We start from the raw sequence: 25,161 nt of genomic DNA on the forward strand, positions 1-25,161 counted from the left end.
CCCGGCGGCCCGGACGGCCACCCGCCGACAGCATGCACGGGGAGGGTTGATAAAAAGGTTGCAGTGGTGCTGACGGCGCGGTGGCAGGTCCTGATTTTTATGGGCGACGTGGTGTGGCAGCCATATCTGCAGGATCCGGGTGACTCTGCGAGGGGGCAATCACCTTTTCCCGCTCCTGTAATTCATGGTGAGGGTGTATGCCCGGAAATATTCAGGGCATGCAGCCTAGGTGTTAGACCGAAATGTCGAGGGTGGTCACACTGCGGATGATCCACCCGGCGAGGTGGTGGGCAACTGCATCATCCATCAGCGAAAGAATGACCTGAAGCATATATATTTAGCCCTTTTTGGGTTGATTGTGGAGGAAGGTGTAGCGCCCTTTCGGGTGATCAACGCTCCATCGTAGTAGCCTCGCCCCCTTCTTGTCGCCCTTTTGGTAGGGATATGTGTCATCCATTTTATGTTATGGTGTGATATGTGGCGATTCTTCCATATTACGCTTTTGGTAGCGGCCTGAATCCGATTGTAGTCACTCTGTGCTGGTAAATATGGGCATGAGGGGCGGAAGTGTTGGTTGTGTCAATCGTCATTTTGAGTTACCAAGAAGTTGGACAACATAAAATGTGAGAATTCCTCGTGAAAATCGGAGCGTTAGCTGCATCGGTGACCGGAGGTAGAGTGCCCGTCTTCAAACTGGCAAGTGGTTCCGGTGTGGTGCTGTGTGTCGAAGGCGAGGAACACTCCCTCGGCTTCCCTCGGCAGCAGCTCATACTCGCCATGCTTCTTCTCAGCCCCGCGCAGGCGATCACGGTTAGCGAGATCGCCGACCGGATCTGGGGCGAACATCCGCCGCCCCAGGCTCGCAAGGACATAGCCAGCTACGTCAGCCGACTGCGTGGCCGGCTACGTAACCTCCTGGCGGACGACGTAAAGATCGTTTCCCGGCGGACGACATACGCTCTTGTGGTCGAGCCGGAGAACATCGACCTATGGCAGGTCCGTGCCCGATCGAGGGAGGCGCGGGCCCTTCTCAAGTCCGGCGAGATGAGGCACGCGCTCCGGCTTCTTCAAGAGGCGGAGGAGCTCTGGCCGGGCGAGGCTCTGATCGGCCTGCCGGGCGCGTGGGCGGCCCGCATGGCCGACACCCTGGCCCTGGAACGCCGGAAGCTGCGGTGCGAGCGTATCGACCTGGAGCTCCGTCTCGGGCATCATGAACAGGTCCTCGGTGAGCTCTATGGACTCGCGGCTGCGGATCCGACGGACGAGACGGTGGCACGCCAGCTCATGACCGCGCTCTACCGGAGTTCGCGGCAGGCCGAGTCCCTTCGCGTCTATCAGCGGGTCGGCCATCATCTCCGGGAGTCGCTCGGCACCGGACCCGGTCCTGAACTCAAAGAACTCCACTTGCGCATTCTCCGTGCCGACCCTGAACTCGCCGTCACTCCGATCTACAGCCGCGGCGGCGCTCAACGGCAGCCCAACACGCTGCCACGTGACATCCCCCACTTCACCGGACGACGTCGTGAGATCGCGGTCGTCAACCGGTGGCGTGCCGAGTTGGGGCACGGCTTCGCTCTGGTCTTGCAAGGCATGCCGGGAGTCGGGAAGACGGCACTGGCGGTGCACCTAGCGCACAGCCTGGCGGCTGACTATCCAGACGCCTGTCTATATCTGGATATGCGGGGACATGACGCTACGTTTCCACCGTTGAGTTCCGCGGAGGCCCTCGCCGCCGTGCTGGAGATGCTTGGCATTCAAGGCAGACGTGTGCCCTCATCCCTGGAGGACCGGGCCGCGGTATGGCACGCCCAACTCGCTCATCGCCGGACAGTCGTGATTCTGGACGACGTCAGCGGTCCAGAACAGGTGCGGCCGCTGCTGACTGGGGCTCCCTCGGCACTGATGCTGATCACCACGCGGTCCAGGTTCGAGGAGTCGGAGGCGGTGCAGCCTCTCTCACTGGACGTGCTGAGCCCCGGCGAAGCCGCCGATCTGGTGCGGCAGTTGGTGGACGGCCCCGCCGGCACCACTCCCACTCATGTGGAGGAGGTGGTCGAGGCATGCGGCGGGCTTCCCTTGGCGCTCACACTGCACGCCGGCCGTCGGTGGGAGCTGTCCGAGGAGAAGTCCGGCCGATTACGCCGCCTGCGGGGCCCCATACCGGGTACGGCCGATGTGCCGCAGGAGGTCGGCTCCGCATTCGCGCTCTCCTATCGGGATCTTCCCGGTGAGGCTCAACTCGTCTTCCGCCGTCTGGGACTGAGCCCGTGCCGCGACATCACCTTGTGGACTGCCGCCGTGCTGAGCGGCCTGCCCGTCGTCCTCGTCCGGGAGTCCGTCGACCTGCTCGTTCGTCACCATCTGTTGCGTGAGATGCGGCCGGGACACGTGCAATTCCACGATCTCATCCGGGGATTCGCCCGGGAGCAGGCACAACGGGAGGACTCGGAGGGTGATCGCAGGCGTGCGCTGGAACGACTGCTCGACCACTATCACCGCACCGTGGTCTCCGCCGTCCTGCTGGCCGAGACCGGGCGGGCCGACACGCATGCTGATGCGCAGGCTGAGTTCGCCGACGCGGAGTCCGCACAGCAGTGGTTGCGGAGCGAATGGAGCAATGTGCTGCTCCTCGCGGAGTACGCCGCCGATCACGAATGGAAACGGCATTGTGCGCGGCTCACACACGCATTGTGGGAGTTCCTTGACGCCGAATGCCGCTGGAGCGAGGCGCTCGCAGCCTGCGAACTGGCGGTCAGGGCGTGCCAGGATCCCGGCGACAGCGCATGGGTGGCGCAGGCCCTGCTCGACCTGGGCTTCTTTCAATATCGGACGGCGGCGTACGCCGAGGCGCTTCACCACACCACCAAGGCATTGAAGGCCCATCGCAGACGCGGCGACCGGCAGGGCGAAGCTCGAAGTCTGCACCAGATCGGCTTCATTCACTTCGCGTGGCACCACCTCCGGGACGCCCTGGCCCACTACGAGGAGTCCATCGTCGTGTACAGGAGCGTCGGCGACATCAAAGGCGAGGCACGTGTGCTCGGCCCCTGCGGCATCGCGCTCTTCTGTCTCGGTCGCCCGGAGCAGGCGTTCACCTTCCTTGAACGGGCGCTTGAGGCTTATAGGATCGTCGGCGACCGCAGGGGGGAGGGGGACGCGCTCAACAACCTGGCCGAGTTCCAGCGGCGGCGTGGCTTTCACCGTGACGCGGTGAAGCTTTACGAGGAGTCGATGGAGATCTTCAAAGGGCTCTCCGGGCGGCAGAGCCTCGCCATCGTGAACAAGAACCGCGGGGACGTCCACCATTACCGGGGTGAGTTCGCTCAGGCGCTCGAATGCTACGCGGTGGCCAGGGTCACCTTCGAGGAGATCGGCGACCTCAAAAATCAGGTCGAGATCTTCAATAGCCTGGGCAAGCTATATCTGGAGACGGCGGCGGCGAACGAGGCCCGCGTCTTTTTTCAGAAGGCGCGGGACATGGCGGACAAGTTTGAGTGGGCGGACGAGAAGGCCCTCTCGCTTATCGGGATGGCAGGCGTCCATAAAACCCAGCGGCGGTACGCGGAGGCCCTCGACCTGTGTCTGGAGGCCATCGCACTGACCCGCGGCTTCGCCGACATCTACCACGAGGCACTGGCCCACAAACTGATGGGCGACATCTACCTGTGCTTGCGCTCCCAAATCGCCGCCCGAATCTCCTGGCGCCAGGCACTGCGCATCTTCGAGCAACTCAGCCTTCCCGACGCGGAAGAGATCGAAATCAAGATCTCGGTATTGGCCGAGTAAGAGCGAGCACATCGCCCTCCCCCCGGTCCAGGGCGCGGGGGAGTTCCACCGTGATGGTCAGCCCGCCCTCGTCGCGGGGGCGGGCGGAGACCGTGCCGTGGTGGGCCTGGGCGATGACGCGGACGATGGACAGGCCGAGGCCGCTGCCGCGTTCGGAGTGGAGGCGGTCGCCGTGGAGGCGGCGGAAGGGCTGGAAGATGGTCTCGATCTCGTAGGCGGGGACGGGGAGGCCGGTGTTGGCCACGACGAGTTCGACGCGGTCGTCGCGTTGGCGGGTGGTGGCCCAGACTTCGCCGTCGGGGTGGTTGTGGCGGATCGCGTTTTCCACGAGGTTCTGGACCAGGCGTTCGAGGAGGATGGGGTCGCCGGCGGTGGGGGCGGAGTCGAGCAGGTGGTGGATGGTGATCTTGCGTTCGGCGGCTTTGGGGGAGACCTGGTCGAGGACGTGTTCGACGACGTCGGTGAGGTCGAAGGGGCGTTTGTCGAGGACGGTCTGTTCGCCTTCTGCGAGGGCGAGGAGGCCGTCGATGAGTCGTTCGTGCCGGGAGTTGACCACGAGGAGGGACTCGCCCAGGCGCTTGAGGTCCTCGGTCGCCTCGGGGCGCCGTACGGCGACGTCGATCAAGGTGCGGTTGATCGTGAGGGGGGTGCGGAGTTCGTGGGAGGCGTTGGCGACGAAGCGGCGCTGGCCGTCGAAGGAGCGGGCGAGGCGGCCGAGCATGGTGTCGAAGATGTCGGCCAGTTCCTTGATTTCGTCTTGCGGGCCGTCGTAGCCGATGCGTGCGGTGAGGTCGTGGCTTTGGGCGACGTGCCGGGCGGTGCGGGTGACGTGTTCCGCGGGGCGGAGGACGTAGCGCGCGGCGCGCCAGCCGAGGCCGGCGGCGGCGAGGGCGGCTACGGCGGTGCTGGCGACGCCGATGAGGCGCACGTTGGCCAGGGCGTCCTGCTGGTAGACGCGCCGGGTCACCTCGCTCCGCTCGCGGGCGATGATATATCCGTATTGCCCGGGGAAGAAGGTTTCGCCGGTCGTGTTGGAGCGGATGCTCGTGGGTTGACCCAGGCCCGCGCGGGGTTCGAGGGTCTGCCGTACGACGAGATAGGTCACGGTGACCAGGGTCAGGCCGAGGAGGAGGGAGACGAGTCCGCACGTCAGTGCGATTCTCGCCCGGATGGAGAGTTTCACGGGATGCGATACCCCACTCCGGGCACGGTTTCGATCACAGGAGGCTCGCCCAGTTTGCGGCGCAGTTTGACCATGGTGGTCCGTACGGTGTTCGTGAAGGGGTCGATGTTCTCGTCCCACACCTTTTCCAGCAGGGTCTCGGACGAGACGACCGCGCCGCGGGCGCGCATGAGCTCGGCGAGCACGCCGAACTCCTTGCGGGCGAGGGGCACATAACGTCCGTCGCGGAAGACCTGGCGGTGGCCGCGGTCGAGGCGGATGCCGAGCCGTTCGAGCATGGGAGGGTCGGCGGGGCGCACCCGCCGGCCGAGGGCGTGCACACGTGCGAGGAGTTCTTCGAAGGCGAAGGGTTTGGGCAGATAGTCGTCGGCGCCGAGGCTCAGGCCGGCGACCCGTGACCTGATGTCGCTCGCGGCGGTGAGCATAAGGACGCGGACCATCGCCCCGTTTTCTAGGACATTTCGGCATATATCGTCGCCGTGTACGCCGGGAAGGTCCCGGTCCAAGATGAGCACGTCGTACTCATGAACCCCGAGTCGCTCTAACGCGGCGTCGCCGTCATAGGCGATATCGACGGCCAGCGCCTCCGCTCTCAGCCCCTCCGCGATGGAGTCGGCGAGCATGCGCTCGTCCTCCGCGACGAGTATCCGCACGTTTCCCCCCGTGGTCCGCATTCGCTCCCCGAGCTGTGGGGGTGACACAAGAGACACCCCGCAGGCGCCCGGCGCAAGCCTGGCGAAAGCGGCATAACGCCAGCGTAACCATATCTAGTTACGTCCAGGGTATAGAGCACAAGATGAACTCTCCCCCTACGTCCGGACACATCCGGTTGTGGACAGGGGGGACCGATGTCATCACAAACAAGTGGGGTTATACCGACTGTTATCACGGCCTCACCCCAAAGAACATCCCGGTACGGCAGAGCCAGGAAACTGCTCCGCGCCCACCGCGTCTTCGCGGTGGTCCTCCTGGCCGCGGCAGCCGTCAGGGTGCTGCTGATGCTGACCTATCCCATGGCGCAGGTCTATTGGTACGACTCCTTTACCTATCTGGACACCGCCGTGCACATGAAGCCGCCCGGCGCTCTCCACCCGGCCGGCTACTCGGCCTTTCTCTGGTTGTTCCGGCCATTCGGCAGCGTGGCCCTTGTGGCGGCCGTGCAGCACGTCATGGGGCTCGGCATCGCTCTGATGATCTATATGCTGCTGCGCCGCCGGGGCCTGCCCGGATGGGGAGCGGCTCTGGCGACCGTCCCGGTGCTGTTCGACCCGTCGTTCATGCGCCTCGAACATGCGATCTTGTCCGACACCCTGGTCATCTTCCTGCTGGTGGCCGCGATCACGGTGCTCATGTGGCGCGCCAAGGTGTCGGTGCGGGCGGCGGCGATCGCCGGGCCGCTGATCGCCCTTGCGGGGCTGAGCAGAACGGTTGCGGTGCCGGTGCTCGGGCTGGCCGTGCTCTATCTCATCGCCTGCAGGGCCGGTGTGCGCGTGGTGGCGGTCATGGCTGTGGCGGGGGCGCTGCCATTGCTGGCCTACGCGGGGTGGTACGCGAGCCACCACGGGAGGTTCGCGCTCAGCGGGTCCGACGGGGTGGCGCTGTGGGCGCGGACCATGACCTTCGCCGACTGCTCGGTCGTCAAGCCGCCCGAGCCGGAGGCCAGGCTCTGCCCGAACGGCACGGTGGTGGACGCGGCCTCCGAATATGTATGGGCGCCGGGGGCCTCGCTCAACCGGCTGCCCGGCGACAGGTTCTCGCACAACGCCCTGGCGAGATCGTTCGCGCTGCGGGCCATCGCGGCTCAGCCGTTCGACTATCTGAGAGAGGTCGTGCGAGATACGTCCATCACCTTCTCCTGGACACCGATCGCCCATCCGAAAAGGGTCACCACGCCGGCGGCGACGTTTCCCGTCGGGACGTGGTCGCTGCCGGAGTTTCCGCTGATCGACAAGGTGAAGCGGGAGTACGACAGCGATATCCGGGCGCTCGGCGCCGCTGAGCCGTACGCGAGTCTCCTGTCGGCCTACTATTACCCGCTGATTCTGCGTGGGCCGCTCTTCGGGCTCATGCTGGTGGCGGGTGCGGCCGGGCTGTTTATGCGGCGGCGGCAGGCGCTGCTGCCGTGGGCGGCCGCGGTGTTCATGTTGGTCGCGCCTGTGGCGGCTCTGGGCTTCGACCACAGATATGTCTTGCCCGCCGTTCCGCCGGCCGCTTTGGCGGCCGCGCTCGGTGCACACTCCCTTGTCCGGGGCTTGCGGCGCCGCCGCCGGAACGGTGAACCCGCCAGAGAGGCCGACCGGGCCATCGACCATACTCATGTTGCGCACTACTAACTGGTTGAACCAGCGAAATGTGCGAGACGGCGGGGATCTCACACACCCGCCGCTGGAGAAAAACTCTCCTAGTTCTTGAAATACCTGGCACGGCCCCGGGGCGCGGCAGCGTCCCGGGGCCGTGCCGCGGAACCGGCCCGTACGGAACAACCGCAGGTGAAACTGCATCCGACTCGCAACTGAATGAGCAGTCAAAGCAGTAGTTGATCTCCGGGGGAATCCTAACTCTCCTCAAGATGTTTGCTCGCCCCGAGCTGGGTCGTCGCTCATTACGGTGTGTGGAAATCAGCACACACGGGAGTGAATCCATGAAGGACCTGCTGGAAAAAGCTCGTTCATTCAGTCAGCGGATCAGCGGCGAGCGGGAGAAATACCGGAAACTCGCTGCCGGCCAGTCCCCTGAGGCGCTGTTCATCGCCTGCTCGGATTCCCGAGTGATGCCCGCCCTAATCACCGTGGCGCGGCCCGGGCAGCTCTTCGAGCTGCGCAACGCAGGCAACATCGTCCCGCCGTACGGTCACCAGGCCGTGTCCGGCGAGGTCGCCACGATCGAATACGCCGTGAACGTGCTCAAGGTCCGCGACATCGTCGTCTGCGGCCACTCGCACTGCGGCGCCCTCGGCGCCCTGGCCAGGAAAGAGGACCTGTCGGCCCTTCCGGCCGTGGGCCGCTGGCTGGAGCTGGCGAAGTCCCCTCTGGCCCACGCGCTCTCCCGCCCCCCGGAGGACCCCACCCTCCTCGACCTCGGCCAGCGCCACGTGGTCGCCCAGCTCGCGGCCCTGCGCACGTATCCCGCCATCAAGGCCCGTCTCGACGCCGGGGAGATGACGCTGCACGGCTGGTTCTACAAGGTGGACACCGGAGAAGTGCGCGAATTCGACGGCCGGGAGGAATTCCGGGTGCACGGGGCTTTCTAAGTCCAGCACTACCTACCGAATTATGAGGGGCAGATTCGATGGTGCAGTCGCGCCGAGCACGCCACGCTAAATCGTCCACTACTAATGCGTCGACGCCGAGCAGGGGTGGCGGATTCTCGAAAGAGCATCTCGCAGGAGACCTTCTCGCGTCACTGGTCGTCTTCCTCGTCGCCGTGCCGCTGTGCATCGGCATCGGGGTGGCATCGGGCGTCCCGGTTGAACTCGGCATCATCTCCGGCATCATCGGAGGCCTGGTCGTCGGTTTCCTACCGGGTAGCAGCCTGCAGGTAAGTGGGCCGGCCGCGGGACTGGCCACCCTCTGTCTGGATCTGGTTACCGAGCACGGCGTTGAGATGATGGGTCCGATCGTGCTTGTCGCGGGACTCATTCAGGTCACACTCGGTATCCTCGGACTGGGGCGTATTTTCCAGGCCATTTCCCTGTCCGTGGTCGGCGGCATGCTCGGCGGCATCGGTGTGTCCCTTCTGCTCAGCCAGATTTACGCCGCGGCGGATTCCAAACAGCACGGCAACCCCGTCAAGAACGCCATGGGGCTGCCGGACCTGCTGCAGAAGACGCTGGCCAACCCCCAGGCGATGACCGCTCTGGCTCTGGGTATCGGCTCGCTTGTCATCTGCTTCGCCTGGAAGAAGGTGCCGGCACCGATCAACAAGGTGCCGGCGCCGCTCGTGGCGGTGGTCGCCGGCGCGCTGATCGCGCTGTCGCCCAGCGTCGAGGTCAAGATGGTCACCATCGGCGACCTCTTCGCCGCCGTGCAGATTCCCGGCATCGACCAGTTCGCCGGGCTCATGGATCCGTCGGTGCTTCTCCTCGGCGTCACCTTCGCCGCGATCGCCTCGGCGGAGAGCCTCTTCAGCGCCGCGGCGACGGACCGTATGCACGACGGCGAGAAGACGAAGTACAACCCCGAGCTTCTGGCTCAGGGAGTGGGTAACACCCTCTGCGGTCTCCTCGGATCCCTCCCCCTCACGGCCGTCATCGCCCGCAGCGCGGCGAACGTGCAGGCGGGTGCCAAGACCAAGATCTCCAGGGTCATGCACGGCGTGTGGCTCCTGGGATTCGGATTGTTCTTCCCGCAGGTCCTCGGTTACGTTCCCGTCTCGGTGCTGGCGGGCATCCTCCTCCAGGCCGGATGGAAGCTTCTCGACCCGCCGCAGTTCGGCAAGATGTGGCGGAAGGACCGCGGCGAGGGCGTCGTGCTCATCGTCACGACGGTCGCCATCATCTTCACCGACCTCCTCGAAGGCGTCATCGTGGGTCTCGCCATCGCCACTGTGCTCGCGGCGCTGCGCATGTCCCACCTCAAGATCGACCGCGCCGAGGTCGGCGACGTCACCCACCTCACCATGGTGGGCAACGCGACCTTCCTGCTCCTGCCCAAGCTCAACGAGACCCTCGACTCGCTGCGAAGCGCGACCAAGCTGCACATCAACATGGTCGGCGTGTCCCACCTGGACCTCGCCTGCCGCAGCCAGGTCGAGGAGTGGGCGGCACAGCATCGCAAGACCGGCGCCGACGTCGAACTCCTCCTACCGGAGGTCGACGAGGACGACGAGAAGGTCCCGGACGAGGACGCCGACGAGTGGTTCGCGGACTACCCGCGGCAGAACCCGCCGCCCATTCAGGAGCCCGCGATGGCCGGTCAGGCCCGCCACAACCAGGGCTACGACGCGAGGACGCGCGAGCACGCCGCCGTCTCGGGAGCGGGCTACGGCTACGGCAGCCCCCAGGAACAGCACCGCACCCAGGAGTACGCCGGCGCGGCTCAGGGCTACGGCAGCCCACAAGGCGCCTACGCCGGTCAGCAGGCGGCGTACACCACCCAGCAGGCGGCGTACAACACCACCACCCAGCAGTCCGCGTACACCACCCAGCAGGGTCCCATGACCCAACCGGGTTACGGCGCCCAGCAGGGACCGGTCACATATCCGGGCTACAACGTCCCGCAGAGTGGTGGTTACAGCACCCAGCAGGGCCCCATGACCCAACCGGGGTACGGAACCCAGCAGTTCCCCGCCGTCCAGCAGGGCTACGCAGCCCAGCAGGGTCCGGTGAGTCACGCGGGTTACAGTGCCCAGCAGGGTCCGGTGAGCCATGCGGGTTACAGTGCCCAGCAGGGTCCGGTGAGCCATGCGGGTTACAGCGCCCAGCAGGGTCCGGTGAGCCACGCCGGTTACAGTGCCCAGCAGGGTCCCGTCAGCCACGCCGGCTACCACACTCAGCAAGGCCCCGTGAGCCACGCGGGCTACACCGTCCAGCCGGACTACGGCAACCAGCCGACCGCTTACGGTGCGCAGCAGAGCTATGGAGCCCAGCAGCAACAGCAGGCATACGGTGCCCCGCAGTCCTACGGCGCCCAGGGATACGGCGGCCAGCAGCAGGGCGGTCACACACAGCCTCAGGCCGGCCATCAGCATTACGACTACGGCGTCCAGCACCACGACCCAGCCGTTGGCCGGGGCTACGACAGGAACGCCCCACACGGCGGTCCTACCGGAGTCCCGCCGCGAACCGGGTGACACCTCCACCCGGAGTTCCAAGCAGGTGAGCGTCCGCCACCCGGGATCGGGAGTCGGTTGAGATCAAGGGCCACAAGCCCATCTCACACGTCGGAAAGGCCCCACCGGCGTGAGACCCCGAACCGGGTGGGGACGCCCATCCGAAGGGAACCGTAAGGCCCGTTGTCCGCCCCCAGACCCAGGGGGGACGGACAACGGGCCTTGACCGTGGGCGGCCCTTCGCATCAGGTGGGGCCACATCATGTGGGGCCACGTCATGCGGGCTCCGCTCAGGCGGGTGGTGCTCAGTGCTTGTGGTGCTCAGTGCTAGTGATGCTCAATGCCGGTGGTGCTCACTGCCGGTGGTGCTCAGTGCTAGCGGTGCCCTGTGCCGGTGGTGCTCAGTGCTAGTGGTGCCCTGCCGCCAGTGGTGCACTGTGCAAGTCGTGCTCATGCAAGTCGTGCTTATGCGAGTCGTGCCCGGCCGGGTGGGCTCCGCCGTACCGGACCCTACCCAGGTTGTCCCGCGGGTGTGGGCGGGTTGGCTTTGCCGTAATGAAGTCGCCTGGCCGGCTCCGCCGTACCGGAGGGGTGCTCAGCGCGACTGAGAGGTGACGCTGTGGCGGCCGCGGCTGCCGAGCACACGGTTGAGCAGGCGATGGAACGTCCCGAGCTGGCGGGGACGGCCCTGGGGCGCCGACTCGACCGGCATCAGCGCGACGACGGCGTCCAGGCCGCTGCCGGGGGCCGGCATCAGCACGACCTCGCCGCCGCTGGCGCGGGCGAGTTGCTGGACGATCGCCAGACCCAGGCCGGTGCCGTCCTTGCCCGAGCCGGGCGCGCGCCAGAACCGGTCGAAGGCCCGTTTCCTGTGCTCTTCGCTCATGCCGGGCCCCTGGTCGATGACGTGGAGCTCCGCCGCTCCCTCGCGGCGGCGGTATCTCCCGGCGTGATTCGGTCTGCGGTCGAGCGTGATCGTGCTGCCCGGCGGCGAGACACGCAGCGCGTTGGCGAGCAGGTTGTCGATGATCTGCTCGATGGCTCCGGGAACCGCCCAGACCTCACCGATCCGCGCGCCCATCACCAGAAGGTGCACGCCGCTGCGTTCGACGACGGGCGCCCAGACGCGGGCGCGGTCGTGGACGAGGGCGTCGAGGTCGACGGGCTCCCGGATCATGGAGGACTCTTCGAGCGCGGCCATCGCGAGCAGGCCGTCGATCATGCGGGCGAGCCGGTCGGTCTCGGCGAGCGCCGACTCCAGGTTGTTTCTGGCCCGCAACGCGATGTACGGCTCAAGCGTCTCCAGCCTGAGCCTCAAAGCGGCCAGCGGCGTCTTGAGCTGGTGCGACGCCTCGGCCGCGAACGCGCGCTGGGAGCTGATCAGCTGCTGGAGCCTGGTCGCCATGCCGTTGAACGTGACGGCCAGCTGGCGTATCTCCGGCGGCCCCGTGAGCACCGAGGCCGGTTCGAAGCCTTGTCCCGCCGCGAGGAGTTTCGCGGATTTCTCCAGCTCGCGGACAGGTCTTCTGACCCACCGTACAAGCGAGAACACCACGAGCAACACCACAATTAGGAGAACAAGGTCGATCACGGTCAAAGACATCCAGACCTGTTTGACATCAGCGCCGAGCTTGTCTGCGTTAACGGTGATACGGAGGGCACCGCGCACCGAGGGGGAACGATCGAGCGGTACGGAAACGTGGACCACCTCGACGCCGTCGACAACGGCGTCCACGCGCTTGGCGGCGGCCTGCTCCCGTAAGACGGCCCTGAGATCGGGCTCGTTCGCCAGCTTGTCCCTTTGCGAGGAGCTGAGGGGATAGGTGACGGCGAGGACGCTACCTGTCGCGTCGACCACAAGCACTTTGTTGCCAAAGTACTGGCTGTGTGACTTCACCAGCACGGAGAGTTGCTCCATCTGGCCGGTCGCGATCGCTTCGTTGGCCATGGCGGCCAGCTCGTGCGCCTCGTGTTCGACGTCGGTGACGGCACGATCGAGCTCCCCCCGGATGTACATCATTCCGAGGGGAAGCTCGAGAGCGAGAAGAAGGAGAAGTATCAGGGACAGGTGACTGAGCAGCAGTCGTCGGATCATTGACGATGGCCGGCGACACTAATGGTGCGGTGGGAAGTCGGGCGGGGAGGACGCGGGGACAACGAGGCTGAAACCAACCCCGCGTACGGTTCTGATCCAAGTGGGGTTGCCGAGTTTGCGGCGTAGTGTCGCAATGTGGAAGTCAAGGGTCTTTGTCGACCCGAAGAAGTTTGGATCCCATACATTGCGAAGGATGTGCTCTCGTGGGCAAACAGCCCCCGGATCCTCGGCAAGAAGGGCAAGAAGGTCGAACTCCTTTGGAGTGAGGGCTACGAAATGCCCCTGCACCTGAACCTGGCGGGTTCGCCGGTCGATGACCAGCTCACCCAGCACCCGGGCGCCGTTGGGGGCCGGGGCCTCCTCGACGGGTGGGGGAGGGGCGGTCGTGCGTGTGCGCCGGGTCACGGCGCGCATACGCGCGACGAGTTCACGCAGGCTGAAGGGCTTCGCCACGTAGTCGTCGGCGCCGATCTCCAGCCCCACGACGCGGTCGGTCTCCTCACCGCGGGCGCTCAAGATGATGATGGGGATCTCGGAGGTCCGCCGGAGCTGGCGGCACACGTCGATGCCGTCCATGTCCGGAAGCCCGAGGTCAAGCAGGACAATGTCGCCGAGTGGGGCGCGAAGCGCGTCGGCACCTGTCCTGCTTTGGTGGACTGTGAACCCGTACTGACTCAGGCCGTCTACCAGTGGCTCGGTGATTGATTCGTTGTCCTCGACGAGTAGTACACGCATGCCAGTGCCCGTTTCGCTCGCAATGCTGACAAGCCTCCCCCCAATCTCAGTCACGGATGGTACAGCACGGATCGGCGCTAGCACCGGACATTTGACACACGTCCTGACATAGGAGAATAAGTGTCTGTGTGGTGGAGTCCCGTCACGCCGGCCACAGAACCACCTCATGCCCCACTTCCAGGGCACGTGAGGGCACTCGGCTGCGAGAAGTGAGCCCCTAATCCCTGACTCCGAGTGGGGTTGGAAGCTGTCCAATATCTGCTATTTTCCCCGGTGAAGCCATTGTTTGGCGGAAAAGTGGGGCATTCGCGGACGACGTCGGGTCAGGGGTGCGAGTTGACTTTTCCCAGTTCAGAGGCTAACCGCCGGTTGGGTCCGAGCAACGCCAACGTTGGCTGTGTGTGGTGTCCACTTTCGGATCCAGGGCCTGGTCACCAGGTGGGTCACGGCCTTCGGGGAGCCCCGCGAGGCGTCGAATCCGCAGCCCGCCGGGCCTGCGGCGGCCCCGCGTGAGCCCTTCCGGGGCCGCTCGCCGCCGCCCCTCCGGAGGACGTTGTTCGTAACCATCCGGCGCGGACAACGCCCCTGGAAGGGATGTGAGACGGCGTGTCGCAGGTTCTCGTAGCTCAATCTTCACCTAGCTCCCTGTCCAGAACTATCATCGTGATCTCGATGGAGACGGGCATGGTCGACTACACTCACGGCATTTGGCGTGAAAGTGTGTGAACGGAACCAACCTGTGAACAAACCCCGCGAATCCGCCGCGCAGTCCATAGACCTCGGCATCAACCGCCCTCACTCGGCCCGGATCTGGAACTACTGGCTGGGTGGCAAGGACAACTTCCCTGCCGACCGCGAGGCCGGGGACATGGTTGAGCAGCACATTCCCGGCATCAAGGAATCCGCCCTCGCCGACCGGGCATTCCTCGGCCGCTGTGTTCAGCACCTCGTCGCCGACATGGGCATCCGGCAATTCCTCGACATCGGCACGGGCCTGCCCACCGTCGACAACACCCACGAAGTGGCACAGCGCATCGCCCCGGAGAGCCGGATCGTCTACGTCGACAACGATCCCCTCGTGCTCACGCACGCCCGCGCCCTGCTCGTCAGCGAACCCGAGGGCGTCACCACATACATCGACGCCGACCTGCGCGACCCCCAGACCATCCTCACGACGGCCCGGGAGACGCTCGACTTCGACAAGCCGGTCGCCGTCATGCTCCTCGGCATCCTGCACCACCTCGTCGACGACGACGAGGCCCTGAGAGTCGTGCGCGAGCTGGTGGAGGCCGTGCCCTCCGGCAGCTACCTCGCGGTGGCCCACGCGACCGCCGAGGTCCACGGAGAGGCCATGCACGTGGCCATGCGGCAGTTCATGGAACGCGGCGGCACCCCCATCGTGGCGCGCGACAAGGCCGCTCTCGCCCGCTTCTTCGAGGGGCTGGAGATGCTGGAGCCCGGTGTCGTCTCCTGCTCCCGCTGGCGCGCCGAAGAGAGCCCGTGGGGGGAGCCGGAGGAGGTCTCGCAGTTCTGCGGAGTCGCTCGCAAGCCCTGACAATTACCCAGATTGCCGCTGTTGCTTAAGCGCCCGCCCGCCGTTGAAAATGGACGGCGACCGGCGGAACTCGGGGGAGCCCTCGCTTAGCGCGGGAGCCCTCTCATGCAAAACCGAGTCCCGCTCCCAACACTTAAGACGCCGCCGCTGATCCGTGGACGACTCCGCGCTCGCCCTCCAACGCCGTCTCCACAGCAGCAATGCCGTCGGTTCAGGGAGACGATGTGGCCAGCAGCAGTAAATACGAAACGCTGACCGGCGAGACCGATCTGGACTTCCCGGAATACGACTCGCCGCCGCCCGAGCCCATGGACCTCGCAGGGCGATGGCTGGCCGAGGCCACCCGGCACGAGGTGCGCGAACCACGTTCTCTCGCATTGGCCACCGCGGACACGGCGGGCCGCGCGTCCAACCGGTTCGTCACCGTCACCGAGATCGGCCGCCGGGGGCTGGTGTTCACCACTCACCTGTGCAGCCGCAAAGGGCGCGAGCTGACCGAGACCGGCTGGTCCTCGGGGGTGTTCTACTGGCGTGAGCTGAGCCGGCAGGTGATTCTGACCGGTCCCACGACCCCGCTCGGCGCCGCCGAGTGCGATGCCCTCTGGGCGGCTCGTGCCGTACCTCTCCATGCCATGTCGGCCGCGTCGCGGCAGAGCGAGCCCCTGGCGGACGTGCCGGCCCTGCGGGAGGCCGCGGACCGCCTCGCGGAGACGGGGAGGCCGCTGCCGCGGCCTGAGCGTTTTGTGGGCTTTCTGCTCGCGCCTGAGACCGTCGAGTTCTGGGCCGCCGACTCCGACCGCCTGCACCGGAGGCTGCTCTACAGCCGCGCGGGGGAAGGATGGCAGAGCACCCGCCTTCAGCCGTGACCTTCGAGGCCGGGCGCGAGCTCCTCAGCCCTCCGGCTGCGGCTCGGCGGCGAGTTCGATGAGCCGCTCCCACGCCGGTGACGACCCGTCGACCGAGGAGGCCGCCAGCCGGGCGAGGACCGGATCCCGCAGTGCCCACGGTTCCCCCTGGGCGTTATGCCGCTCGGTGAGCCATCGCCGGGTGCGATCGGCCAGCGCGGGGAGACGCGGGTCGTCCGCGGACCAGTCGAAAGCCGCGTCGTGTTCGAGGTAGAGCGCGCGGAACTCCGGATCGTTCATCGCGTCGCACTTGTCGGCGAGCCATATGGCGGCCTCGTCGGGGGAGAGCGAATGCAGCAGGATCCAGATGTCCCGCTCCATCTGGATCGTGCGCCTGCTGACGCCGAGTTCGCGCAGCCGGTCGAGATAATCCGCCACCTCCGCGGACACGTAAAGCCGGTCGCCCGCGCCCAGGCGGGCGATGCGCTCCCGGGTGCGGACGATCTCCTCCGCCTGTTCGCGCAGATCGCGGTCGATCTCGGAGATCGCCTCCGCCAGCCGGCCCGGGGAGACGAGCAGCTCCTTGACCCGGGATGCCGAACTTGGCGGCGGTCGCCCCGACGAACTCGGCCGGCGTCTCGTGTGACATTCCGTACCCCTCTCCACTCTCCAACCCACCGCGCCGCGGCACGGCCTTCCTGCCGGCCATGCTCCGACCTTGACCCAGGGGCAAGGTCAAGTCCTCCTTGACAGATCTCGCCGAGGCGGGTGGTCCACCTGTGCTTTCGCGGGCAGGAAATTCACCCGGAAAATCCCATGCGTTATGGGGGTGGAAAGCCGCTGGATATCAGGGCCCTAACGATCCTTTGCCGGCTGGTGCTGGATTATCGAATTCGAACTGCCCGCCCTTTTCGGTCGTACACAAAAGTGCCGCGATGCCGGCTGATTCAATTCCCGGGTGGACGGCTTTGCCGATCAATGCAATAAGTGACTATGTGAACTCCGGGGGTTTCGGTGGTCACCACTCACAAGGGGAGGAACCGTGAGACAGGTCGATCAAGAAGAACAAGACCTTGTCCTGGAGGTCCTGCGCAGAAACGAGACCTCATTGCTGGCCGTTCCCGGAGCTCATTACGCCGACGTCGGCTATGAGTACGTCGACGGGGCTCCGACCGACCGGCTCGCGATCAGGGTCCACGTCCAGGAGAAAAGGCCGGAAAGTGAACTCGCCGACGAGGAGACCCTGCCTCAGGAAATCGAGGGCTTCCCCGTCGACGTGATCCAGAGCGCCCCGGAGCTGCAACAGAGTCCACGTGACACCCGCTTCGATCCGCTGATCGGCGGAATCGCCGTCAGGAACCCTCGATTCGGTTTCTTCGGAACACTCGGCTTGGTCGTTTTCGACGCCGACAACGGCACGAGGCTCGGCTTATCCAATCACCATGTGCTTGTCGCCGAAACAGGCCGGAAAGGTGACGACATCATCCAGCCCGCCAACGGAGTGGTGGCAGGCGACTTGATCGGCACACTCGACCGCTGGGACGAGACACTGGATTGCGCCGTCTGCATCCTCAACGGCTCGCGGGCCTCCTCCACAGGGATCTTCGACTACCCGGGCGGAGCGACCGGAATGGCCGCGCCCGTCATCGGAACCCCCGTCACAAAGTCAGGACGCACCACGCAGACGACCTTCGGCATCATCGACGGCGTGAGCTTCACGGACTTCACCATCGTTCCCGACCCTGCTCGCCCCGCCGTGAACGGTGAAATCAGTTCCGGCGGCGACTCAGGCTCGATCTGGCTCCGCAGGTCCGACTCGGCCGCCGTCGGACTGCACTTCGCGGGCGAGTCCGACCCCAGGCCTGCGGCGGAACGAGCCTGGGCCAAACACATGACAGCCGTCGCCGCATCGCTGCGCATCACGCTCGTATCGACCTCCGGGCCCGTTGAGGATTGACCCGGGGGTCCTTACGTCCTTCACTACAGTCGGCATTCGCCGTCACCGGCCCCGAGATGGCCGGTGACGGCGTCGGGGAATTTCGATGAACCGTCAGTCCTCTTCGTGAGGCCACAGACCCTGGACGTAGAGGCAGATCAGCGCGGCATGGGAGAGGGAAGTGCGAGAGTCCTCGATGTCGCCGTTGGTGGTGTAGTCGAGGAGGACGACGTCGTGCTCGCCGGCGAGGTGGCGCAGGCGCTCCACGAGATCGCTGGTTTTGTTCTCCAGAACCCAGCGATAGGCGGGAAGGTATATGCGGCGGCGTGCGCTCTGGTAAGCCAGCAGCCGGTCCCCGTGCAACCCTTCGCGATGGCCACGCACGGGTCCGTGTTTGCGCACGGTGCGTTTGAGCCCGGTCATGCTGGTGACGTGCAGTCTGCCCGGGTCGACATCGGCGGTCTCGAAGACTTTGAGCGCCTGCCAGACCCCTTCGACGGATTGGCTCCGCACACGCGGAGTCGAGGGGACGGGGATGCCACCATGAGGGTAGAACGGGCTCAGCCTCACCCACGGCGCATCCGCCTTGGAGGTCACATCGATGACGTGAGCGCCCGGAAAGGCTTTGGCGAGCGAGACTGCCGAACGACGGCGGTTGGCGACCTGAATCGGCATGACGACACCCTCACCTTGAGCAGCGGACAGTCGGGCTCAGGCTGTCAGACGAGAGTGACGATTTCGGGGTAAGGAGGTGGAGGCTCACGGATTCCCCTGGCCGCCATCCGGCGGGAACACCGTTCGAAGAACCTCGTGGTCCGATTGTGGGGCGGCCTGCAGGACGCGGTGGTCGGGTACGGCTGGGTGCTGACCACCACCGTGATCGCCGCCGCCGGCCGGACACTCCGCCGGGGGTAGGACCGAAGAGTGATCAGTGCCCGGAGATGTGCCGTCCTGTGATGGTCTGGGGGTGGATGGTGATGTACAGGTCGCGGTCGCCGCCGGCCCAGGGTTCCACGTCCGAGAGGCGTTCACCCTCGGGAAGGTGGTGGATCGCACCCTGAATGAGCACACTCCAGCCTTGTTGGGCTGCCTCGTCGGTATGGTCCACCTGGAAGGCGATCTTGAAGTCGACGCCCTCGACGCCGGTGCGCAGATCACGATCCATCGCGCCGCCTCTGCGGGTGCGGAAGACGACGACCCCCTCGTGGATTTTGTAGGTCACGGGCAGAATCACCAGCCCGCCTTGACCGGCGAACGCGACCCGGCCGATCCCGCCCGGGGAGATGAGTCGCAGGCAGTCCTCCGGGGACAGCTCCACCGGTTCGGGCAGGGCGTCGGCGGTTGACTGGGTGAGGAAACGTGTGAGCGCCCCGGTGTTTGAAATGGTCCACCTTCCTTGTCGAACGGGTTCTGGCAGGTAGGTATAGGTCAACTTGGCCTGGAGAGCGGCAAATTCCGTCATGTCGTGCGCCCTCCCCACAGCCGGATGTTCTCGGCGAGGTCGTCGACCCGGTAGGTCAGCGTGTCGCGCAGCGCGACGACCCCGTCGACGTTCTGCGCCTGCCGGACAGCGAAGATCGCTTCACTGCTGGTTTCCGTCTCCCCGGCCAGCGTGACGACCCCGTCCTCCACCGCGACGTCGATCTCCGCCACGGCGCGGGGCGGCAACTCCCGGATGACGTCGGCCTTGATGGACTCGTCGTCCCGGAGAAAAACCTTGATCAAATCCCGCCGGCTGACAATGCCGATCAGTCTGCCGTCGGCGTTGATCACCGGCAGCCGCTTCACCCCGTGCTTGTCCATCACCCGGGCCGCAGACACCACAGAGATGTCCTGAGTCGTCACGACCGCCGGAGTCGTCATCAGATCACCCGCTGTCTCCCCCCGGGACTTCGTGTGGGTGCCGCCCTCATGGTCGACCAGGTGACGAAACCGGGCCCGCAACGCCGGCCGGTAGTCGTCGCCGTAGTACTGCTGCTTGAACTCCGCCTTCCGCATCAGATCGGCCTCGGAGATCACCCCGACGACCCGGCCTTCGCCGTCCAGCACCGGGACGGAGCTGATGCCGTGCTCGATGAGCGTCTCGGCGACATCCTTGAAAAGTGTGCCCCTGCTGACGTGGACGACATCCCGGGTCATGACATGCTCAACCTTGGTACGCATGAACGAGTTCTCCTAAAGGCCGGTCGGCGAGGGCTCTGGCCGCCCACGGCGGCAGAGGGGAGCAAACAGGTCAGACCTGGAGGGTCTCGCTCAAGGTCCGACGCGGAGCCCGAGGTACGGCAGTGCCGTACCCAAGCCTCATGATCATCTGAGAGACACAAGAGGCCGTTTCTGCGCCGGCCGTACGGCAAGCCGGAGATTGAACAGCGCGGCACCGCAACTTACGTGAAGAGAACGGCCACGCGGGTCGGCGACCCGCAACCACCGATCCCAGTCCGCCGGCAGCTCGACGAACTCCCTGCGCCCCACCGTGAAACGCCACGGCTGCGTGTTGTCGACCGACGGCGCCTGTCCCGCGGTGAGCACGACTCGGCGGGCAAACGATGTGACCACGGCGCACCTCCTACCTCTGAGCTTCGCCCACGCCACTCCAGCGGGGCAGTGCCGTACGGCACCGCCCGCGGGGACCAAGGTCCTTGCCCGTGGTGGCCGGTCGTGGAATGAGGCGCCTTTACTCCCGGGAACCGCCGGCAAGAGTGAGGTGCAGCATCGTCGCGCCGACGGATGCGCGGCCAAGACCGCTTAGTGCGGCCAACCGGCCCGTGCGTGCGGGAAGCAGGTGGATATCGCCGCGGGCCACATATCCGCAGACGGCCACCGCCGCGCCCGGATGGTTGTCCAGGATGCTGTGCGCCAGCCCGTCGAAAGGCACAAGAACTCCTTGAGGGGCCAGGTCGCGAATACGCTCCGGCAACGGCCGCACGGAACGCAGATCCCTGGCCCCCGACACCACGGCCACCGGCCAGGTGAAATCCCGCAGGGCGGCGGACGCGTCAATGGGTTCGCCGGCGAAGGAAGGGAACCTGCCGGCGATCGTGGAATAGCCGAGCGCGGGATCCAGCGGACGCCCGTCGGGCCTCTGCGCATATGCCTCACATGCGTCGGGCACGGCCACGAGGTCCTGGGGGGCCTCCAAGACGGTGAGATCCTCCCAGGTCAGGTCATTGCCCGCCCGATCGCGGCGGGAGAATCCGACACCGCGATGCTCAACCATGACCACATCGAACCCGCGCTTGGCGGCCATCCGCCGCAGCCACCGATACGGCAACACCGAGCCAAGCCCCGGCCCGCCGGGGATCACCAGGAGCGGCACACCCCCGCGGCTGTCCGTCCTGACATAGGCCACATCCACCTCGCCACGCGAAACACGCCGCACCCCGAAACGCCGGTCATCATGCGTCACCATGCGGCTCATTCAACGGCGTGACGCGACGTCAAGGTCAACAGCTCGTACGGCACCGCTGGCGTGTTCGGGCGTGGCGATAGGCGTAGTGTGCGGGATTAGCCTGACATGATGAGATTCCCCGTTGAATCGATGATGTCCACATCGCGGAGGTTGGGGGCAGATGGCAAGGCTTCGGCGGGAGCCATATGAGAAAGAGTTGCTTCACCTGCAGACCGAGTTGGTGAAGCTGCAGGAATGGGTGAAGGCTGAAGGGGCGCGGCTCGTCATCGTCTTCGAGGGGCGGGACGCCGCCGGCAAAGGCGGCACGATCAAGAGGGTCACCGAATATCTCAACCCGCGCGTGGCCCGCATTGCCGCCCTGCCCGCACCAACCGAGCGAGAACGCACGCAATGGTATTTCCAGCGATACATCAAGCATCTTCCGGCGGCTGGAGAGATCGTGCTGTTCGACCGGAGTTGGTATAACCGGGCGGGAGTGGAGAAGGTGATGGGCTTCTGCACTCAGGAGGAGTACACCAGATTCCTACATCAATGCCCAATTTTTGAGCGGTTGCTGATTGAAGACGGGATCTTGTTGCGGAAGTACTGGTTCTCGGTCAGCGACGAGGAGCAGGAACGGCGCTTCCATGCCCGACTGCAAGATCCCACGCGACGGTGGAAGCTCTCACCGATGGACCTTGAGTCCATCACCCGCTGGGAGGACTACTCACGGGCCAAGGACCAGATGCTCGTGCACACCGACATCCCCGAAGCACCCTGGTATGACGTGCCAAGTGACGACAAACGAAGCGCCCGGATCAACATGATCACGCATCTGCTGTCCACTATCCCCTACCAGTCGGTGCGCCCGGCCAAGCTGAAGATCCCCAAGCGCCCTGCCGCCCAAGGCTATGAGCGCCCTCCCCGTGAAGCCGAAACCATCGTTCCGGACGTGGCAGCACGCCTCAAGCCATAAAACCGGCCAAGATGACGCCGTCAGGAGTCCCCGGGCAGCGTGATCGCGTAGGCCTTGCGGAGGGTCTCATGCACGGTCCACGTCGTGCGGTCGCCGCGGCGCAGCACACCGAGATCTCCGGGCCCGATGTGGAGCGTCGGGCCGTCCTCCACCTCAACTGTGGCGCGCCCGCTGACGACCACGAAAAGCTCATCCTCCTCGACGTCCGTCACCACCCCCGGCGTGATCTGCCAGATCCCACGCGACTGCCGCCCGTCCGCCGACTCCCACAGCACTTTCCCGCTGACCTCGGGGAAACCGGAGACGATCTGCCCAGGATCGAGCGGGTCGGGCGCGAGTTCGGCGTCGGGAATGTGCACGACAAAGCTCTGGTCCATGGCGCGGGTGGTTCCTCTCCTTACGACGCGGCGCCACCGACCATCTCACAGGATCGGGGCCGACGACCTCGCCTGCCCACATGAGGTACGGCAGAGCCTGCCGATGGCCGGCTGTGCCGTACCGATAATGAAGTCGCGGACTGGAAGCACCGGGCGCGATGCTGGATCCGTGAATCCAGTGCGGGAGACCACGCCTTCCCGGTGATCACATCAGCCTCGCGGAGATATGGGGGTACAAGTGGCGGAGATCATTACACGGAGCGCGGCGGAGGAGGACATGCCCGCCGTGCGAGCGATCGCGGAAAAGTTCGGGCTTCTGCACGGCTGGCCTCCGGGCCGCGACTTCCTCGACGCCGAACGTGCCTTCGGCACGCTCCTCCTCGCCCCCACGGCGGACGGGCAGGCCCGCGGCTTCGGCGGCACGTTACGGCGCGGGCCCGTCACCCACCTGGGTGACCTGTTTGTCGCGGCCGAACACCAGTCTTCCGGGGTGGGCCGCGCCCTCCTGGCGGAACTCCTGAAGGGGGACGAACCCAAGGTCACCTTCGCCTCCTCCGATCCCCGGGCGATGAGCCTCTACATCCGGTACGGCTTGCGCCCCTGGTGCCCGCTGCTCTACCTGACCGGGCCCGCCGCGGGGGTGGCCGGTCCGGCGGTCCGGGAGGCGCGTCTCGACGACGTCGCCGACCTCGACGCGCTCGCCGGGGGCGGAGCACGGCCGGAGACACTCGCCTGGTTCGCCGCGACACCGGGAGTCACGTGGCATACGACCGGTTCGGGATATGCCTTCGCCCGGGTGAGCGGCGACGTGGTTGTGATCGGCCCGGCCGGCGGTGCGACGCCACGGGACTGTGCGGAGGCGGTGCTCGGCGCGATCTCCCGGGTGTCCGGTGCCGCCACTGCGCCCCTGAGCGCCCGGATCGCTGTTCCCGGCGTGCACCCGCTCGTCTCCTCCTTGATCGAGGCGGGGTGGAGGATCGGCGACCTGGACACATTCATGGCCGACGACGATGCTCTGTCCCTGGTGCGCCCCGACCGTTATGTTCCCCATCCCGACCTCGGCTGAAGGCCGGCTATTCGACAAGCCCTTCCGGTCCGGCCGCCGGGTCCGCGCCCGCCGCGAACGCGGTCTCGAAGGCGGCCTCGCCCACGGCCTTGCTCAGCGAAGCCGTGATCCGGTCCACGTCGCCGCGCTCGGCCTCCACCAGCGGTGCGCCGACCGAGATGCTGCCCCGCAAGATCCGGGTCAACTCCGTGGCCCCCGGCTACATCAAGACCCCGACGATGGGCGTGGCCGGCATGACCGAGGAGGAGCGCCGCGAGTTCGAGAAGCAGGGGAGCGAGACGACCCCGCTGAAGCGCAACGGCACCGTCGATGAGGTCGCGGCGGCGGCGCTGTTCCTGGCCGCCGACGCGGCCGCCATCCTGCCCGTCGTCTACGGCGTCAAGGAGATCGCCAAGCACGGTGTGGAGCCCGTCTCGCTGATCGCGCTGGTGGTCGGCATCGCTCTCGGCATCGTCTTCGCCCGGCGCCAGTTGCGCCTCGCCGACCCGATGCTGGACCTGAGTCTCTTCCGCAGCCGCGCCTTCAGCATGGCCCTCGGCGTGATGCTCTTCGCTGCCGTCGCGATTGGCGGAATCTACATTCTTGTCACGCAATATCTGCAGATGGTGGCGGGGCTCTCCCCGCTGCGGGCCGGCCTGTGGCTGCTGCCCGCCGCCGCACTGCTCATCACCTCGTCGATGCTGGCCCCCATCGCCGCCCGCCGTATCCGGCCCGGCAACGTCACCGCCATCGGTCTGATCCTGTCCGCCATCGGCTACTTCATCCTCACCCAGGCACACGTCGGCGCCGGCGGGCTCGCCACAGTGATGATCGGGTTCAGCTTCGTCTACACCGGCATCGGCCCGGTGATGGGCCTCAGCGTGTCCCTCATCGTCGGCTCGGCGCCCCCGGAGAAAGCCGGCGCCGCCTCCGCACTCCAGCAGACCAGCAGCGACTTCGGCCTGGCCGTCGGCATTGCCGCCCTCGGCAGCCTGGGCACCGCGATCTACCGCGACGGCATCGCGGACGACGTCCCGTCCGGCATCCTGGCCTGGGTCGCAGAGGCGAGCCGCGACACCCTCGCCCGAGCCCTCGACGCCGTCCAAGGCCTGCCGGGAGCCACGGCGGCCCAGATCGTCACCCCCGCTCGCGAGGCCTTCAGCTCCGGCTTCAGCACCGTCGCCCTCATCGCCGGAATCCTGCTCAGCGCCCTCACCGTCCTCGCCCTCACCATGCTCCGCCACGTGGCCCCCACCAATGCGGCAGAGGAGGCGGTTCCCGAGCCCGCCGCCCTCACCAAGGAGAAGCGGCCTGTCTGAGAGCACACGTATCCGCGGCCCCGGGCCGGTGTCCTGGGCGGGGCACCGGCCCGGGGCCGTCGTGCCGCTTGCGATGAAGTTGTGCGGGATGGTGTGGTCAACAGCTGCGGGGCACTGACCGGCCCGCCGGTTTTCCATCTCCTGGCCCGCCG

22 protein-coding genes are annotated in these 25,161 nt (G+C 66.3%); 10 read left to right on the plus strand and 12 right to left on the minus strand.

Annotation, left to right across the window (positions count from 1 at the left end):
• Positions 1 to 663: 663 nt before the first annotated feature.
• A complete protein-coding gene (locus Ssi02_RS27875; protein ID WP_204030548.1) occupies positions 664 to 3,786 on the plus strand; it encodes an AfsR/SARP family transcriptional regulator in 3,123 nt (1,040 codons plus the stop codon).
• Here the strand turns inward: Ssi02_RS27875 and Ssi02_RS27880 are convergent.
• Together Ssi02_RS27880 and Ssi02_RS27885 are read right to left on the minus strand one after the other, a co-directional pair.
• Complete coding sequence (locus Ssi02_RS27880; protein ID WP_204030549.1) at positions 3,761 to 4,969, minus strand: sensor histidine kinase; 1,209 nt, start codon at positions 4,967 to 4,969, stop codon at positions 3,761 to 3,763. The genes Ssi02_RS27875 and Ssi02_RS27880 overlap by 26 nt on opposite strands.
• Positions 4,966 to 5,622 carry a response regulator transcription factor gene (locus Ssi02_RS27885; protein ID WP_204030550.1) on the minus strand — a complete coding sequence of 219 codons (657 nt, stop codon included), beginning with the start codon at positions 5,620 to 5,622 and terminating at the stop codon, positions 4,966 to 4,968. The genes Ssi02_RS27880 and Ssi02_RS27885 overlap by 4 nt, the downstream gene beginning before the upstream one ends.
• 195 nt (positions 5,623 to 5,817) lie before the next feature.
• Between Ssi02_RS27885 and Ssi02_RS27890 the strand changes: the two genes are divergently transcribed.
• The 3 genes from Ssi02_RS27890 to Ssi02_RS27900 all read left to right on the plus strand — a co-directional run bounded on the left by Ssi02_RS27890 (position 5,818) and on the right by Ssi02_RS27900 (position 10,759).
• Positions 5,818 to 7,302, plus strand: a complete 1,485-nt coding sequence (locus Ssi02_RS27890; protein ID WP_204030551.1) for a phospholipid carrier-dependent glycosyltransferase — start codon at positions 5,818 to 5,820, stop codon at positions 7,300 to 7,302.
• A gap of 308 nt (positions 7,303 to 7,610) precedes the next feature.
• Positions 7,611 to 8,219, plus strand: a complete 609-nt coding sequence (locus Ssi02_RS27895; protein WP_204030552.1) for a carbonic anhydrase — start codon at positions 7,611 to 7,613, stop codon at positions 8,217 to 8,219.
• A 38-nt stretch (positions 8,220 to 8,257) separates the two neighbouring features.
• Positions 8,258 to 10,759, plus strand: coding sequence for a SulP family inorganic anion transporter (locus Ssi02_RS27900; protein WP_204030553.1), 2,502 nt, complete (start codon positions 8,258 to 8,260; stop codon positions 10,757 to 10,759).
• 574 nt (positions 10,760 to 11,333) lie between these two features.
• Here the strand turns inward: Ssi02_RS27900 and Ssi02_RS27905 are convergent.
• Together Ssi02_RS27905 and Ssi02_RS27910 are read right to left on the minus strand one after the other, a co-directional pair.
• Complete coding sequence (locus tag Ssi02_RS27905) at positions 11,334 to 12,833, minus strand: sensor histidine kinase (protein WP_204030554.1); 1,500 nt, start codon at positions 12,831 to 12,833, stop codon at positions 11,334 to 11,336.
• A gap of 18 nt (positions 12,834 to 12,851) precedes the next feature.
• Positions 12,852 to 13,568 (minus strand): response regulator transcription factor, encoded by a 717-nt coding sequence (locus Ssi02_RS27910; RefSeq protein WP_204030555.1) that lies wholly within the window; start codon positions 13,566 to 13,568, stop codon positions 12,852 to 12,854.
• 739 nt (positions 13,569 to 14,307) lie between these two features.
• Here Ssi02_RS27910 and Ssi02_RS27915 point away from each other — a divergent pair.
• On the plus strand, positions 14,308 to 15,123 hold the full coding sequence (locus tag Ssi02_RS27915; RefSeq protein WP_204030556.1) for an SAM-dependent methyltransferase: 816 nt from the start codon (positions 14,308 to 14,310) through the stop codon (positions 15,121 to 15,123).
• Positions 15,124 to 15,347: 224 nt separating this feature from the next.
• The gene (gene phzG, locus Ssi02_RS27920; protein WP_239129864.1) at positions 15,348 to 15,989 is read left to right on the plus strand and encodes a phenazine biosynthesis FMN-dependent oxidase PhzG; all 642 of its coding nucleotides are present in this window, start codon (positions 15,348 to 15,350) and stop codon (positions 15,987 to 15,989) included.
• A 24-nt stretch (positions 15,990 to 16,013) separates the two neighbouring features.
• Here the strand turns inward: phzG and Ssi02_RS27925 are convergent, their stop codons facing one another.
• Positions 16,014 to 16,634, minus strand: coding sequence for a hypothetical protein (locus tag Ssi02_RS27925; RefSeq protein WP_204030558.1), 621 nt, complete (start codon positions 16,632 to 16,634; stop codon positions 16,014 to 16,016).
• Positions 16,635 to 17,010: 376 nt separating this feature from the next.
• Here Ssi02_RS27925 and Ssi02_RS27930 point away from each other — a divergent pair, with 376 nt between their 5' ends.
• Entirely contained in the window at positions 17,011 to 17,925 is a 915-nt protein-coding gene (locus tag Ssi02_RS27930; RefSeq protein ID WP_204030559.1) for a chymotrypsin family serine protease, read from the plus strand.
• A 93-nt stretch (positions 17,926 to 18,018) separates the two neighbouring features.
• Here Ssi02_RS27930 and Ssi02_RS27935 read toward each other — a convergent pair whose 3' ends face one another.
• The 5 genes from Ssi02_RS27935 to Ssi02_RS27955 all read right to left on the minus strand — a co-directional run bounded on the left by Ssi02_RS27935 (position 18,019) and on the right by Ssi02_RS27955 (position 21,313).
• Positions 18,019 to 18,579 (minus strand): DUF6939 family protein, encoded by a 561-nt coding sequence (locus Ssi02_RS27935; protein ID WP_204030560.1) that lies wholly within the window; start codon positions 18,577 to 18,579, stop codon positions 18,019 to 18,021.
• Between the two features lie 253 nt (positions 18,580 to 18,832).
• Positions 18,833 to 19,366, minus strand: a complete 534-nt coding sequence (locus Ssi02_RS27940) for a pyridoxamine 5'-phosphate oxidase family protein (protein ID WP_204030561.1) — start codon at positions 19,364 to 19,366, stop codon at positions 18,833 to 18,835.
• On the minus strand, positions 19,363 to 20,067 hold the full coding sequence (locus Ssi02_RS27945; protein WP_204030562.1) for a CBS domain-containing protein: 705 nt from the start codon (positions 20,065 to 20,067) through the stop codon (positions 19,363 to 19,365). The genes Ssi02_RS27940 and Ssi02_RS27945 overlap by 4 nt, the downstream gene beginning before the upstream one ends.
• A 144-nt stretch (positions 20,068 to 20,211) precedes the next feature.
• Entirely contained in the window at positions 20,212 to 20,460 is a 249-nt protein-coding gene (locus Ssi02_RS27950; protein ID WP_204030563.1) for a hypothetical protein, read from the minus strand.
• Positions 20,461 to 20,578: 118 nt separating this feature from the next.
• The gene (locus tag Ssi02_RS27955) at positions 20,579 to 21,313 is read right to left on the minus strand and encodes an alpha/beta fold hydrolase (protein WP_204030564.1); all 735 of its coding nucleotides are present in this window, start codon (positions 21,311 to 21,313) and stop codon (positions 20,579 to 20,581) included.
• 160 nt (positions 21,314 to 21,473) lie between these two features.
• Here Ssi02_RS27955 and ppk2 point away from each other — a divergent pair, with 160 nt between their 5' ends.
• Positions 21,474 to 22,268 (plus strand): polyphosphate kinase 2, encoded by a 795-nt coding sequence (ppk2, locus tag Ssi02_RS27960; RefSeq protein ID WP_204030565.1) that lies wholly within the window; start codon positions 21,474 to 21,476, stop codon positions 22,266 to 22,268.
• A 20-nt stretch (positions 22,269 to 22,288) separates the two neighbouring features.
• Here ppk2 and Ssi02_RS27965 read toward each other — a convergent pair whose 3' ends face one another.
• Entirely contained in the window at positions 22,289 to 22,645 is a 357-nt protein-coding gene (locus Ssi02_RS27965) for a cupin domain-containing protein (protein ID WP_204030566.1), read from the minus strand.
• Positions 22,646 to 22,922: 277 nt separating this feature from the next.
• Between Ssi02_RS27965 and Ssi02_RS27970 the strand changes: the two genes are divergently transcribed.
• Positions 22,923 to 23,711 carry a GNAT family N-acetyltransferase gene (locus tag Ssi02_RS27970; RefSeq protein WP_204030567.1) on the plus strand — a complete coding sequence of 263 codons (789 nt, stop codon included), beginning with the start codon at positions 22,923 to 22,925 and terminating at the stop codon, positions 23,709 to 23,711.
• Between the two features lie 7 nt (positions 23,712 to 23,718).
• Here the strand turns inward: Ssi02_RS27970 and Ssi02_RS27975 are convergent, their stop codons facing one another.
• The gene (locus tag Ssi02_RS27975) at positions 23,719 to 23,883 is read right to left on the minus strand and encodes a hypothetical protein (protein ID WP_204030568.1); all 165 of its coding nucleotides are present in this window, start codon (positions 23,881 to 23,883) and stop codon (positions 23,719 to 23,721) included.
• Between Ssi02_RS27975 and Ssi02_RS27980 the strand changes: the two genes are divergently transcribed.
• Positions 23,870 to 25,009 carry an SDR family oxidoreductase gene (locus Ssi02_RS27980; protein ID WP_204030569.1) on the plus strand — a complete coding sequence of 380 codons (1,140 nt, stop codon included), beginning with the start codon at positions 23,870 to 23,872 and terminating at the stop codon, positions 25,007 to 25,009. The two genes, Ssi02_RS27975 and Ssi02_RS27980, sit on opposite strands and share 14 nt — an antisense overlap.
• Positions 25,010 to 25,161: the final 152 nt, after the last annotated feature.

Source organism: Sinosporangium siamense, assembly GCF_016863435.1.
Lineage (GTDB): Bacteria > Actinomycetota > Actinomycetes > Streptosporangiales > Streptosporangiaceae > Sinosporangium > Sinosporangium siamense.

Bases quoted from the DNA above. Each gene is read 5' to 3' on its own strand.
- Ssi02_RS27890 (WP_204030551.1), top strand. From the start codon at position 5,818: ATGTCATCACAAACAAGTGGGGTTATACCGACTGTTATCACGGCCTCA.
- Ssi02_RS27895 (WP_204030552.1), top strand. From the start codon at position 7,611: ATGAAGGACCTGCTGGAAAAAGCTCGTTCATTCAGTCAGCGGATCAGC.
- Ssi02_RS27900 (WP_204030553.1), top strand. From the start codon at position 8,258: ATGGTGCAGTCGCGCCGAGCACGCCACGCTAAATCGTCCACTACTAAT.
- Ssi02_RS27905 (WP_204030554.1), bottom strand. From the start codon at position 12,833: ATGATCCGACGACTGCTGCTCAGTCACCTGTCCCTGATACTTCTCCTT.
- Ssi02_RS27910 (WP_204030555.1), bottom strand. From the start codon at position 13,568: ATGCGTGTACTACTCGTCGAGGACAACGAATCAATCACCGAGCCACTG.
- Ssi02_RS27935 (WP_204030560.1), bottom strand. From the start codon at position 18,579: ATGCCGATTCAGGTCGCCAACCGCCGTCGTTCGGCAGTCTCGCTCGCC.
- Ssi02_RS27940 (WP_204030561.1), bottom strand. From the start codon at position 19,366: ATGACGGAATTTGCCGCTCTCCAGGCCAAGTTGACCTATACCTACCTG.
- Ssi02_RS27945 (WP_204030562.1), bottom strand. From the start codon at position 20,067: ATGCGTACCAAGGTTGAGCATGTCATGACCCGGGATGTCGTCCACGTC.
- Ssi02_RS27955 (WP_204030564.1), bottom strand. From the start codon at position 21,313: ATGGTGACGCATGATGACCGGCGTTTCGGGGTGCGGCGTGTTTCGCGT.
- ppk2 (WP_204030565.1), top strand. From the start codon at position 21,474: ATGGCAAGGCTTCGGCGGGAGCCATATGAGAAAGAGTTGCTTCACCTG.
- Ssi02_RS27965 (WP_204030566.1), bottom strand. From the start codon at position 22,645: ATGGACCAGAGCTTTGTCGTGCACATTCCCGACGCCGAACTCGCGCCC.
- Ssi02_RS27970 (WP_204030567.1), top strand. From the start codon at position 22,923: ATGCCCGCCGTGCGAGCGATCGCGGAAAAGTTCGGGCTTCTGCACGGC.
- Ssi02_RS27980 (WP_204030569.1), top strand. From the start codon at position 23,870: ATGCTGCCCCGCAAGATCCGGGTCAACTCCGTGGCCCCCGGCTACATC.